The sequence below is a fragment of the Shewanella halotolerans genome (assembly GCF_019457535.1).
GTDB lineage: Bacteria > Pseudomonadota > Gammaproteobacteria > Enterobacterales > Shewanellaceae > Shewanella > Shewanella halotolerans.
On sequence record NZ_CP080417.1, the window covers coordinates 1049457 to 1062671 of the forward strand.

9 protein-coding genes are annotated in these 13215 nt (G+C 57.6%); 5 read left to right on the plus strand and 4 right to left on the minus strand.

Features of this window, described 5'->3' with window-relative positions:
• Positions 1-172: 172 nt before the first annotated feature.
• Complete coding sequence (gene metE, locus K0H81_RS04645; protein ID WP_220060076.1) at positions 173-2452, plus strand: 5-methyltetrahydropteroyltriglutamate--homocysteine S-methyltransferase; 2280 nt, start codon at positions 173-175, stop codon at positions 2450-2452.
• Positions 2453-2599: 147 nt separating this feature from the next.
• Here the strand turns inward: metE and K0H81_RS04650 are convergent, their stop codons facing one another.
• Positions 2600-4114, minus strand: a complete 1515-nt coding sequence (locus K0H81_RS04650; RefSeq protein WP_220060077.1) for a tetratricopeptide repeat protein — start codon at positions 4112-4114, stop codon at positions 2600-2602.
• Positions 4115-4335: 221 nt separating this feature from the next.
• Positions 4336-5886 (minus strand): glutamate synthase-related protein, encoded by a 1551-nt coding sequence (locus K0H81_RS04655; RefSeq protein WP_220060078.1) that lies wholly within the window; start codon positions 5884-5886, stop codon positions 4336-4338.
• Between the two features lie 204 nt (positions 5887-6090).
• Here K0H81_RS04655 and K0H81_RS04660 point away from each other — a divergent pair, with 204 nt between their 5' ends.
• The 3 genes from K0H81_RS04660 (at position 6091) to K0H81_RS04670 (ending at position 8775) form a co-directional block, all read left to right on the plus strand.
• Entirely contained in the window at positions 6091-6744 is a 654-nt protein-coding gene (locus tag K0H81_RS04660) for a gluconate 2-dehydrogenase subunit 3 family protein (protein WP_220060079.1), read from the plus strand.
• A gap of 36 nt (positions 6745-6780) precedes the next feature.
• A complete protein-coding gene (locus K0H81_RS04665) occupies positions 6781-8484 on the plus strand; it encodes a GMC family oxidoreductase (RefSeq protein ID WP_220060080.1) in 1704 nt (567 codons plus the stop codon).
• An 87-nt stretch (positions 8485-8571) separates the two neighbouring features.
• A complete protein-coding gene (locus K0H81_RS04670; protein WP_011866777.1) occupies positions 8572-8775 on the plus strand; it encodes a dodecin in 204 nt (67 codons plus the stop codon).
• A gap of 209 nt (positions 8776-8984) precedes the next feature.
• On the opposite strand, the gene queG is transcribed toward K0H81_RS04670, so the two are convergent.
• The gene (queG, locus tag K0H81_RS04675; protein WP_220060081.1) at positions 8985-10148 is read right to left on the minus strand and encodes a tRNA epoxyqueuosine(34) reductase QueG; all 1164 of its coding nucleotides are present in this window, start codon (positions 10146-10148) and stop codon (positions 8985-8987) included.
• Between the two features lie 331 nt (positions 10149-10479).
• Here queG and K0H81_RS04680 point away from each other — a divergent pair, with 331 nt between their 5' ends.
• Entirely contained in the window at positions 10480-11250 is a 771-nt protein-coding gene (locus K0H81_RS04680) for a substrate-binding periplasmic protein (protein WP_258406387.1), read from the plus strand.
• Between the two features lie 66 nt (positions 11251-11316).
• Here the strand turns inward: K0H81_RS04680 and K0H81_RS04685 are convergent, their stop codons facing one another.
• Positions 11317-13140: a tetratricopeptide repeat-containing diguanylate cyclase gene (locus tag K0H81_RS04685; protein WP_258406388.1), complete on the minus strand. Its 1824-nt coding sequence runs from the start codon at positions 13138-13140 to the stop codon at positions 11317-11319.
• Between the last annotated feature and the right edge of the window lie 75 nt (positions 13141-13215).

Consider the following 13215-nt stretch of genomic DNA (forward strand, 5'->3'; position numbering starts at 1 on the left):
TGCTCGTGAAATCAATTCGATTGCGAGACAACAGACTAGCACAATAAACTTCTAGACGTCCAGACGCCTGTTTTAGTTTGTTGTGCAATTTCAGTTCTCAAACCTGTATTGCGATGACAGCGAAGGGCGCTAACCATGAATTTCGCTCATCTTAATGCAAAAGGTATACAATATGCAAACTCTAGATATCGCTTCATTAGGCTTTCCCCGCATCGGCCGTCAACGGGAACTCAAATTTGCCCTGGAAAAATATTGGCGTGGTGAGATAGACCAGTCGCAGCTGCAATCGGTCGCCAGTGAACTGCGCAGAACCCATTGGCAGTGGCAGCAGGCGGCGGGGGTGAAGCAAGTGCCGGTTGGGGACTTTGCCTTCTACGATCAGGTGCTCACCCTGAGCGCTACCATTAATGCCATCCCGGCGCGCCATCGCAGCGGCGAGCAGGTGGATCTCGATACCCTGTTTCGAGTGGCCCGTGGCCGCGCCCCCACGGGGGAGGCGAGCCGTGCCGCCCAGATGAAGAAATACTTCAACACCAACTATCACTACATAGTGCCCGAGCTCACGGCGGGTCAGCGCTTCGAAATAGCCTATGAGCAGCTGTTCGACGAGGTGGCCGAGGCTAAATCCCTAGGGCATCAGCCTAAGCCGGTATTGCTTGGCCCGGTCAGCTACCTCTATCTTGCCAAGTGCGAGGGCGAGCCCTTCGACAAGCTGAGCCTGCTGCCCGCGCTGGTCGAGGCCTACCAGGCCATTCTGGCGCGATTTGCCGACCAGGGCGTGACCTGGGTGCAGCTCGACGAGCCTATCTTGGCGCTGGAACTAGATGATGACTGGCTGGCGGCCTTCGAGCCGGCATACAGGGAACTCAGTGGCCAGGGGGTTAAGCTGCTGCTGGCCAGCTACTATGGTTCTGTGGCCCATCATCATGAGTTGATTAAGGAGCTCGTGGTCGATGGCCTGCATCTGGATCTGGTGAGCGATGCCGAACAGCTCACTTTGTTTGGCGCCAGCCTTAAGCCTACGCAGGTGCTCAGCCTTGGGGTGATCAACGGCCGTAACGTGTGGGCGGCGGATCTCGACATCTTGGCCGAGCGGCTGCGCGGTGTGGTGGCAGATCTTGGAGAGCGTGTCTGGCTGGCGCCTTCCTGTTCGCTCTTACACGTGCCCGTGGATCTGGAGAGCGAAACCGAGCTGGCGCCAGAGCTCGCCAATCAACTCAGCTTTGCCAAGCAGAAACTCGACGAGCTGGCCGCGCTGCGCACCTTGTTGCTTACCCCACAGAGCGAGGCAGCCCAGGCGATAGTGGCGCGCTGTGAGGCGAGACGTCAGGCCCGAGAGCAGGCGGCCAACCCTGAGGTGCAGGCGAGGCTCAAGTCCTTAACGCCTGAGGATTTCAATCGTCCTAGCGGTTTTGGCGAGCGCCGCCTAAAGCAACAGGCCCGTTTTCGTCTGCCGCTGTTGCCTACGACCACCATTGGCTCCTTCCCACAGACGCCGGCCATTCGCGGCCTGCGCAGTCGCTGGCGTAAGGGCGAGCTGACCGAGCAGGCTTATGTGGCGCAGCTCGAGGCGGTGACCCGCGACAGCATAGCGCGTCAGCTCAAGTTGGGGATCGACGTCCTGGTCCATGGCGAGGCCGAGCGCAACGACATGGTGGAGTATTTCGGCGAGCAGCTCGACGGGGTAGGCTTTACCCAGTTTGCCTGGGTGCAGAGCTACGGCTCACGCTGCGTCAAGCCGCCGCTCATCTATGGCGATGTCTCACGTCGTCAGCCGATGACGCTCGCCTGGGCAAGCTTCGCCCAGAGCCTGACCGACAGGCCAGTAAAGGGGATGTTGACCGGTCCGGTCACCATACTGCATTGGTCCTTCGCCCGGGAAGATATCGGCCGCGAGCAGATCGCCAATCAGCTTGCCCTGGCGATCCGTGACGAGGTGGCTGACCTGCAGGCGGCGGGTATCGGCATCATACAGATAGATGAACCGGCGTTTCGTGAAGGCCTGCCACTGAAAGCCAGTGACTGGCAGCATTACCTCGACTGGGCGGTGGCCGCCTTCAAGCTGAGCGCGGCGGGCGCCGAGGATGAGACCCAGATCCACACCCATATGTGCTACAGCGAGTTCAACGCTACCATAGATGCCATCGCCGCCATGGACGCCGATGTGATCACCATAGAGACCTCGCGCTCGCACATGGAGCTGCTCAATGCCTTCGAGGACTTCGAGTATCCCAACGAGATAGGCCCGGGTGTGTATGACATCCACAGCCCGAATATTCCGACTGTGGAGCAGATGGTGGCATTGATTGAGAAGGCGGCGACCAAGATCCCTGTGGGACAGCTGTGGGTGAACCCAGACTGTGGCCTCAAGACGCGCACCTGGGATGAGGTGGAGCCTGCGTTGCAAAACATGGTGAAGGCGACCAAGGAGCTAAGACGCCGCCTGGGTTAGTCTCTTTAAATTCCCGTTTTTAGACTAAGGGTGACCAGCTTACTGGCCACCCTTTTTTGGGCTTATATTTTGGGGCTAGTGCTTTTGGGCTTAGCGCTTTTTTGGGGTTTAGTGCGTTTGAACTTAGCGACTAGTGCTGGTGAAAGCCTAGTGACCTGTGAGTGACTCTTGCCGTTCTTGTAAGCGCTGCTCAAACAGCGCCTGCTCTGACTCGCTAAAGCCTTGCTTGAGGCTGGCTAAGCTGCTCTCCATCTCACCCGTGGGCAGAAAATAGAACTGATCTTCCAGGGCGATCTGTGCCCAGACGGCGGCATCGATCCTCTGGCTCAGCTCGGCGCAGGCCTTATGCAGCGGCTCAAATGCCAGATTTTCGCCGGCGAGTGCGGCGCGCTCCAGGAAGCTAATGGCCTCTCTCGGATGACGTCGGCCTCTGTCATCTTCATGAAGCAGGCGCAGGCCGTGGGTCAGATCTATGCAGGCCTGCTGAGACTTCTCTATGGGGTGCTCGGTGAGAAATGCTTGATACAGGCTCTCGGCTTGCTCCTTCTCATAGCTGCCCATCTTGGCACTTAATGTCTCGACCCGCTCAAGATGATAGGGCGCGGGATCGGTCGCCGCCAAACGATAGTAAGCTAGGGCCGTGGGGAGATGTCGACGGGTGCCAAGCCCCTCTTCGTGAGCCTGACCCAAAAGGAAGAGGGCGTCTGTCATCCACTGCTGGGCCAATGGCGTGAGCAGGGCGATCGCCTCAAGGTGACTTTTGTTGGCGCGTTTATGTTTGAGCAGTAGCTCCCCCAGCTGGTAGGTGGCACTGTTGTTTTCCATGGCCATGGCCTGTCTTAGGCACTCCTCAGCCTTATCGATGTCCTTAGGCAGATGTTTACCTTCCTGATAGAGGTGCGCCAGCTCGATGAGGGCAAATTCGTTGTCCTCTGCTTCCTCGCGCATCAGGCGCTCGGCCTCACGGGGTTCGGCCGGGCCGCCTTCCCCCCTAAGCAGCATCTGTGCCAGTTGGCTCTTGGCCAGTGGTTCGCTGTCGGCAATGGCCGTGAGCAGGGCTCTGGCCCTGATGGGATCCGGCTTGCCATGGCGCGGTTCCAGCAGCACCTTGGCCAGATGGTATTGCGCCTCAGCGTTACCCGCCTCGGCCGCAAGCTCCAGATAGTGCAGCGCCTTGCTGCCGTCGGGGTCGAGCTGTGGGCTCTCCTGATAGAGTCTGCCCAGTTCGCCTTGATGCTGGCTGTTGCCCTTATCGGCGCCAGGTTTCAGCATGGCTTCCAGTTCGTGACTGCCGCCTTCTTGGCTTGGATGAACCTTCAACTTGAGCATCTGGCGTTGAATCTGGGCAAATTGCTCATCCAGCTCGCCCGCTTGTTGAAACCAATGATTGGCCTTGTCTAAATCATACAGATGATGATCTTTGAGGCTGTAGAGTTCACCCAGGAACTGCGCCGCGTGGGCCATCCCCATGGCGGCTGCGCGCTCCAGATAATCGAGGGCCTGGGCTTCCCGACCGCTGTGCAGCAGTTGGTTGGCGAGAAAAATGACCTCATCCGGGCCGCCGGTGACTTCGATGGGCTGTTTGCCGCGCCAGTTTAGGTAGACCAGCAGCAGGCTGATAAAGAGTAGGGCTAAGATTATCGAGAAAATAACGACTTGCATTGTGATCCTTCACATTATCTATGGCTGAATTGAGGTGGCTTTTGGCCTTAGGGGATGGATTGCCCTAAAACGCTGGCAAGTGTGCACCTATTTGTCTTGTTAAACAAGTCTTTACTGGCAGGAGCTTTGTCTTATTGTTTTGCTCTTAATAGAGTTGAGCGCCCGCCCGCGCCCGAAGGGGACGGTTGGGGGAGGCGGGCAGGTGAGTGTAACCTGTCACGTTAAATTGGCGTCACGCCTGCGTAGGAGATGCCGGAGAGCCTTGCCATCTCGCTGTGCCAGGTGGCGAGATCGTCCAGGGTAAAGTCCTGCAGGCTGTGATGGCCACAGGCCCTGGCCATCACCTGCATCAGCTCGCTGGAGGCCAACAGAAAATTGGCCAGCTGCTGCGCCGACTTGTCGATATTGAGGCGTTGGCGTAGGTCGGCATTCTGAGTGGCGATACCGGCGGGGCAGTTGTTGGTGTTGCAGATGCGGGCGGCGACGCAGCCGATCGCCTGCATGGCACTGTTGGCCAGGGCAACGCCGTCGGCACCTAGCGCCATCGCCTTGACGAAGTCCATGGGTAGCCTCAGGCCGCCTGTGATGATGAGCGTCACCCGGCCGCTGGCCCCCTGCTGATCCAGGTAGCGGCGGGCGCGAGCCAGGGCGGGGATGGTGGGCACACTGATGTGGTCGCGAAAGATCTGCGGCGCGGCGCCTGTGCCGCCACCACGGCCGTCGAGTATGATGTAGTCGGCGCTGGCATCGAGTGCAAACTGAATGTCCCGTTCGATATGGTTGGCGCTGAGCTTAAAGCCGATAGGCACGCCGCCGCTGAGTTCACGTACCCTATCGGCGAAGCGTTTAAAGTCGGCCACAGAGTTGAGCTCCTTGAACCTGGGCGGCGAGATGGCATCTTGGCCCGCCGGAATACCGCGGATCTCAGCTATTTTCCCCTGGTTCTTGCTGCCCGGCAGATGTCCGCCTGTGCCTGTCTTGGCGCCCTGGCCGCCCTTGAAGTGAAACGCCTGTATCTTGGCCATCAAGGCTTCCTGATAGCCAAACTGGGCGCTGGCCAGCTCGTAGAAGTAACGTGAGTTGGCCGCCTGCTCCTCGGGCAACATACCGCCCTCGCCGGAGCAGATCCCGGTACCCGCAAGTTCGGCCCCCTTGGCCAGGGCGACCTTGGCCTCTTCCGATAGGGCGCCGAAGCTCATGTCTGACACCAGCAGGGGGATCTTCAGCCTCAGGGGCTTTCTTGCCTCAGGGCCTATGATCAGCTCGGTGTCGATGGCCTCGTCTTCGAACAGGGGCTTGTTGGCCATCTGGGCAGTCATGATCTGAATCTCATCCCAGCTGGGCAGCTGATATCTGGGCACCCCCATGGCGACCATGGGGCCATGATGGCCGAGTGTCTTGAGTCCATCTCTGGCGAGCTGATGGATCAACTCGACGCCGGGCTCCTCTTTGGTGGCGACCGCCTTGGGAGCCTGGTTGCCATCTTTGGCGATCGCCTCGCGGCCCGGGCCCTCCTTGCCCACCTGTTCGGCGCTAAACTGTTTGTGGGTGCCATCGCAGTAGGGAGCGTTGCCCGTGTGTTTACAGGCGCACAGGTAGGCCTCACCGCTTCGCTCGGCGGTAAAGGCCTTGGGGCTAAATCCCGTTCCCTTATGGGAACCATCACAGAAGGGCTGGCTGTTTGAGCGGCCGCAGACACAGAAATAGTATTCCTTTCCTTTGGTTAGCTCGACTTTTTTGGGTTTGTTATCGGCGACGACGGGTTTTACCATGGGAGCTCCTTAGGCTTGCTGCGCGGCTGTTGTCTTTAGTCTAGGCGCTTTTGCGGCGGGTCGCCGCCTCGCGATTCATGCTTAGTCATCTCTATCATCGCCTATCGATACTCGATGTGGGTGTTGACCCGGCGCGCCGAAAAATTCACACTCAATTGAATCAATTTGGCGATAATCAGGGTCTTATGTAAGGCGCTGTGACTTATGTCATGGGCAATAAAACAGACAGATCTAGTGAGCAAACGGGAGATTAAGTTGGCGAGGAGTAAGCGCGAAGCAAATAGACAATATGCCTTCGAAAGCGGCCTGACCCGGCGCGACTTTCTTGTGCGCAGCGGCGCCCTGGGTCTGCTGCTGGCGGCGAAGCCTGAGTTGAGTTTTGCCAGTGACGAAGGTTTCTCTCTCACCACGCGCCCCAAAGATTTCGACGTGATCAACCGCGCCGTCATAGAGAGCGTGCAGCTGCACCTGTTTCCCGACGATGGTGATGGCCCTTCGGCCAGGGAGCTGAACGCCTATCGCTATCTGCTATGGGCCATGGAAGATCCTGACAATCGCGCCGATGAGGACAGGCTGTTCATCTTGCAGGGGGCGGCCTGGTTGGAAGATTGGGCCGATACCCAGACCGGACGTAGCTTCCTGGTGCTGAGCTGGGATGAGCAGGAGGCACTGCTAAAAGCGATCGCCAAGAGCCGCGCAGGTGAAAACTGGCTCTCCCTGCTGCTCTATTATCTGATTGAGGCATTGATGTTAGATCCACTCTACGGCGGTAATCCGGATGAGATTGGCTGGCGTTGGCTCGAACATCAGCCAGGCTTTCCACGGCCCGTGCCGGGTAAGAGCTATCTGGATTTTTAAATAGAGACTATGGGGTCGTTTTTACAGGAATCTTTGATGGGATTAGCAGCTAAGAGTGAGGCGCAGGCGCCGCAACAGTTTGAGGTGTGTATCGTCGGCAGCGGTGCGGGCGCCGGCCCAATTGCCTATGAGCTGGCCAAGGCGGGGATTGCCGTCGCCGTGCTTGAGAAGGGCGACTGGTATACCGAGCAGGATTTCGTCAAAGATGAGCAGTTGCCGCGCCATAGGGTATTTCGCTCTCAGTTCGATGAGGAGCGCCATGTGCTCGAGCTTCCCGACGGCGAGGGCGGCTGGCGCAGGGAGACCACGGCGCAGTTTTGGGGCGGCAATATCGTCGGTGGCGCCTCCAATTTCATGAGTGGCTATTTTCATCGTTTGAAACCGAGCGACTTTCGCCTTGCCTCCACTTTCGGCTCGATCCCCGGCGCCAACACGGTGGACTGGCCCATCAGTTATGAGGAGCTCGAGCCTTATTATACCAAGGTGGAGCAGATTGTCGGCGTCAGCGGTCGGGTGGTGAAGCATCCACAGTTAGAGCCGAGATCGACCCCAGATTTTCCCTTTCCGCCAACGGCAGAGCACTCAATAGCGGCGCGTTTCGATAAGGCCTGTCAGACACTTAAGCTGCATCCTCTGCCCATGGCGCGGGCGATTCTGTCTCGCCCCTTCAAGCAGCGTCTGAGCTGCGAGTATTCCGGCTACTGCGGCAGCTATGGGTGCCACTCTGGCGCCAAGGGCAGTTCGCGGGCAGCGCTGCTAAACGATGCGGTGGCCAGCGGAAATTGTCGCATCATCACCCGGGCCAAGGTGTATCGCCTCAATACCGATGCCCAAGGAAGAGTGAGCTCTGCCGACTATTTCGATGCCAGTGGCCAAAGTCGGCGCGTTGTGGCCAAGATCTTCGTGGTTGCCTGCTACGCCATAGAGAGTGCCCGCCTGTTGCTGGCCAGCCCAGGGGAGAAACATCCCAAGGGGATAGGCAATCGCTTCGATCAGCTGGGTAAGAACCTGCACTGCTGCGCCGGCGGCACGGGCCATGGGGTGTTTAAGCTCGATAAGCTGCCTAAGGATACGGCTAATGGGCTCAAGCAGCGTGGGCCCTTCTTTAACCGTGCCCTGCAGGACTGGTATGTTATCGACGATAAGACGGCGTTCGATAAGCCGGTGAAGGGGGGCACCTTAGACTTCGTGTTTGACCCGCCATCACCCACCAGTGAGGCGAACGCGCTCAAGTGGCAGGAAGGCAACCTGCTTTGGGGGACGCCGCTCAAGCAGAAACTTAAGGCGCATTTTACCCAGTCGCGGGACTTTAAGTTTGAGGTGTTCTGTGACTGGCTGACCAATGATGACTGCTTTGTTACTCTGGACGATGAGGAGCAAGACAAATGGGGTCAGCCGGTGGCCAGGGTGCGCGCCGGTTTTCATCCCCACGATCTTAAGGTGGCTCAGTATCTGGTCGACCGGGGCGTAGAGGTGATGAAGGCGATGGGCGCCGACGAGGTGTGGGGCAATGTGTTTAGCGACCCGACGGCCAACCTGGTGGCCGGTGGCTGCCGGTTCGGTACGGATCCAAAGACCTCGGTGCTGAACTCAGATTGTCGGGTCCACGATTGTGACAACCTGTATGTGGCCGACGGCGCCTTTATGCCGAACGGCGGCAGCGTTACCCCGACATTGACCATCTATGCCAACGCTTTTCGGGTGGCCGATAAGCTGCTGGCGCGGTTGAAACCGATCTAGTGTTACGGATTTTGCGCCTGAAGATCACAGGGGCGCAAAGCTTTCCTATACTCAAGGGGATAGCCGATTTGCAACAGGAGATCCCCCATGAGTCATACCTACAAGATCATCGAACTCGTTGGTTCCTCGCCCATTAGTTCGGACGAGGCGATTAAGAATGCCATCGCATCGGCCAGTCAGTCGCTGCATCATCTGAGGTGGTTTCAGGTGGTTGAGACCCGGGGGCACCTGGAGGCTGGGCTGATCGCCCATTGGCAGGTGACGGTCAAGGTGGGCTTTACCTTAGACTAGTGATACCAATCCTAGTAAATAACTGATCACTCTAGCTTGTTAAAACGTCCGATCACGGTGTTCTCATTTTTGATTGTAGAATTACTACTTATCTAAAAATGCTGCCTTGTTCTCGAACGTTTTTCCCGCGCTATTTCTGATCACTTACTTAGCGTGATTGGTATTAATATCTCCTCTGAGGTGTCTGCTGTGTGCCTTGTGCTCATGGCCTAGGCGTCTCTGGGGAGCCCCTTCTCGACGGTGCGGATCACTCGCTGTGTCTTACGGTTGGCCTGAAAGTCGCCAAGCTTCTGGCGCGCCAGTGCCCAGTCGATATGCTCGCGCACCATCTCATCTACCTCATCGCTTTCCCTGCGATCCTCGAGGGCGGCGATGATCTCCTGCGATGCCGGCGCATTGCCCAGCGCGATGGCTATGTTGCGCAGCCAACGCTTGTGGCCGATACGGCGGATGGCGCTCCCCTCGGTAAACTTCAGAAACTCGGCCTCGTTCCAGGCGAAGAGGGTGAGCAGCTCTGGATGTTTGAGCGGATCCCGGGTGTGGAAATCGCTCTCCTGGGTGAGCGGCGCCTCGCCATTGACTGGACACACCAGCTGACAGTCGTCACAGCCATAGATGCGGTTGCCCATCAAAGGCCTGAACTCTGCGGGGATCGCCCCTTGAAGTTCTATGGTGAGATAGGAGATGCAGCGTCTGCCGTCCACCACATAGGGCTCGACGATGGCGTTGGTGGGGCAGGACTTGATGCAGGCGACGCAGGTGTTGCAGTCGGCCTGCACCGGAATGTCTACCGGCAATGGCAGGTCGATCAGCAGTTCACCGAGGAAGAACCAGCTACCGGCCTCGTGATTGAGCAGCAGGCTGTGTTTGCCGGTCCAGCCGAGTCCGGCCTTGTCGGCCAGTGGGCGCTCCAGAATCGGCGCCGAATCCACAAAGGGGCGATAGTTGGGGCGTTCGAGCCCCAAGGTTTCCAGTTCGGCCTCAATCTGTTGCCCCAGCTTCTTCAGGCGATTGCGGATCATCTTGTGATAGTCACGACCACCGGCATAGCGCGAGATATAGGCTAGGTTGGGATCCTTGAGATGGGTGGCAAAACCCGCTTCTGGCGGCAGGTAATCCATACGCGCCGAGATGACCCGCACAGTGCCCGGATGTAGCTCCTGCGGGCGGGCGCGCATCATGCCATGGCTCTCCATGTAGCCCATTTCACCGTGATAGCCCTTATCGAGCCAGGCCTGAAACTTGGGCTCTTCGGCGCGAAGATCCGTGTCGCAGATGCCGATTTGCGCAAAGCCTAACGCCTTGCCCCAGGTTTTAATCTTGAGGGCGAGTTGCTGTAACGCTTGGGGCGAGAGGAGGCTTTGGTCTGACATACTTAGATTAAGGGCGAGGAGCCAGGGTGAACAGTGGCGCCATGATACCAGTTTTGCGCGGGAGGAGAAAACTTAAGCCGGCTTGGGGATTGCCTGATACAAGAAGAAAGAGAGGATGAGAGCGTCTGGTCTTGCCTCAGCAAGTGTCTATTGCAATTTGGCTGGGCGCTATTTATGTTGAACAGAGCTAGTTGCAAGAGCGCTTAGCATTCATGGCAGAGGGAAAGCCTGTCCATCTTAGACGATAATCAATAACAGGCGTTGGCCTCATTTCCGGGAGAACTATTTGATCTGGCGTAGCGTGCGGCTCATATCACAGACCGGCTTATCATTGGCCGGCTTATTACTGATCGGCATGTCGCTGGTCTTGTCATCCCGGCCTGTCGGGGCGGCCCCCCTGCGCATGCTTACCGAAGAGTGGGCGCCCATGAGCTATCAGGAGCAGGGGCTTCCCATGGGCTATGGCGTCAGCCTGGTGCAGCGTCTTGCTAAGGAGCTCGGTGAGGAGGCCAATATCGAGGTGCTGCCCTGGGCCCGCGCCTATGCCATCGCAGAGGGCCAGGCCAACGTGCTGCTGTTTGCCACCTCCCTTAATGAGCAGCGCAGCAGGGATTTCGATTTCGTCGGTCCCATCGCCACCACAAGTATCTCTATCTATGCCAAGGCCGATGACAGGGTGACCCCCGCCTCGGTGGCCGAGCTGGATGCTCTGGGCAGCGTCGGCGTCTATCGCGGCTCTCTGGGAGAATCTATCCTGACGCGGCAAGGAGTCGAGCACCTGACGGTAGCCAGCTTTCCACAGCAGTCGGCGCGCCAGCTACAACATGACAGGATACGTTTCTGGTGTCAGGCGGATCTGGCGGTGGAGCGTCTGTTGGCCGAGGTGAATATGGGGCTGGATGAAGTGTATCCCGTGCTGGAATTGGCGCAGATAGATCTCTACCTGGCCTTCTCTAAGGGGACCGACCCTGAGCGGGTGAGTCGCTGGCATGAGGCTTTGGCTAAGTTACAGGCCTCGGGTGAGATGGCCCGTCTCTATCATGTTTGGTTTCCCAAGCTAAATCCCCCGAGCCGTATCGAGCTACTTAAACACGGCGACTAAGGATGCAGCGATAGGGCTTTTTGTTGCCTGTACTGCGATCTCTCTTTCGTTTTATTCTTCAAACTGTTAGGTATCCAGTATGGCGCAGTTACGACCCGATGACTTGGCGCGGTAGAGGGCATCGTCGGCGCGCTTCAGTAGATGCTCGAAGCTCTTGTCACCATCTGTGCAGGCGATACCGGCACTGATGGTGAGCTTAAAGTTCATGTAGACGTCGTCGAAGTTGCTGCTCTCTACTGTGGTCACCAAGCGCTGGGCCACATTGAGGGCCTGCTCGGCCGTGGTGCCGGGCAAGATCACCAAAAACTCTTCGCCGCCGACCCGTCCCACCAGATCCTGTTTGCGCATCAATCCGTTGCTGATGTTGGCCAGGGCGATGAGCACCTTGTCGCCGATATCATGGCCATATTTATCGTTGACCTTCTTAAAGTGGTCGGCATCGAACAGTATGATCGACAGTGGATGGTGGCCCTCATCCTTGGACTTGAAATACCCCTCGCCCTTGGAGTAGGTATAGCGCCGGTTGGGCAGCTGGGTCAGGTGATCCGTCAGCGCCAGGATAGAGAGCAGCTTGGACTTCTGCGACTGCTTGTAGGCGACGATGGAGAGAATGATCATTATGATACAGCCCAGGACGATCACCGCCAGCTGCAGATACTTGTTCTGCTTGAGGATCACCAGTTCGTTCTCTTTGATCTTCTGCAGTTCGATCAGCTGCTGGTTCTCGCGCTCTATCTGCTCGGTATTGAAGCGGGTGCGCATCTCCGTGGTCCGGTTAGTCTGCTGGGTAGCATCCAGCGACTTATGGGTCTGTATGTAGCTCAGCAGCGCCTCGTAGGCCTGTTTCCAGTCTTTCTCGGCGACGAAGATCTGGCTGTGTACCATGTGCAGCTGTTCCAGGCCGCGGGCGTTCTTGATCTGCTTAAAGGTCTCCTCGGCCATGTCGATATAGTCGAGCGCCTGTTGATACTGGCCATTGGTGAGGGCAGATTGCGCCTGATACAGACGCATGAAGCTGTAGCTGGCGCCTTGGTCCGGGGTGATGCTTTTCTGCGCTGCATCCAGATAGGGCTTGGCCTCCCCTTGACGATGTAGCTGAATCAGCACGCCGGCGACATTCACCGCCGTATGGGCACTGGCTTCCTCGCCCAGAGTATCACGCCAGTATTGGTAGGCTTCCTTGTGCTTTTTTAGCGCCGCCTCATATTCGCCAAGTTCCTCCAAGGCGAAGCCTATCTCCGTCTTGATGGCGTTGGCGCCATCTTTATCGCCGGTATCTTCGAAGCCCTTCTCCAGCTTGCGATAATATTTTATTGCCGTCTGAGGATCGCCGAAACGGCGGTAGCTGGTGGCCAACTCGGTGAGGTTGTAGATGGCCCAGTGTTGCAGGTTGAGGGATTCATAGAGGTGCTGGGCGGTGATCAGATCTTCCAGCGCCTGGGCAAAGTTACCCTGGAAAGAGTAGATGGCGCCTCGCAGTGAGCGCGAGTCGGCGATGAGTCGTGGCGATTCTATCAGGTAGGCTTCGGCGACAACCCTATTGTACTCCTCCAAGGCGATATCGACCTTGCCAAGTAATTGATGCATGAAGGCGCGGCATAGCTTGAGATCTGTGGTGGCCTCCGCCGAGGCGGCGACCCCTTCGGTGAGCAGTTTCAGATCGGCAAAGGCGATGGCATCTTTGAGCGCCTGCTGTTTGGTGATGTCGTAGTTGTTCCAGCAAAGTACCGTCTGCAGCTTGAGGTAACGCTCCATGTCATCGGCTGTGATATTGTCCGTTAGGTAGCCGAGCGCCTCTTTGATCGCCTGCTCATCTTTATACTCACCCTGGTCGAACTTTTTAAAAATGGCGTCTATCTCTTCGGCGCTATCTTCTTGCGCTTGGCTCAATGGGCTGAGGCCTAAGAGTGAGAGGCTAAGACTGATCAGCAGCAGAGAAGTTATCCAGGATTTTGCTTTTGTTGT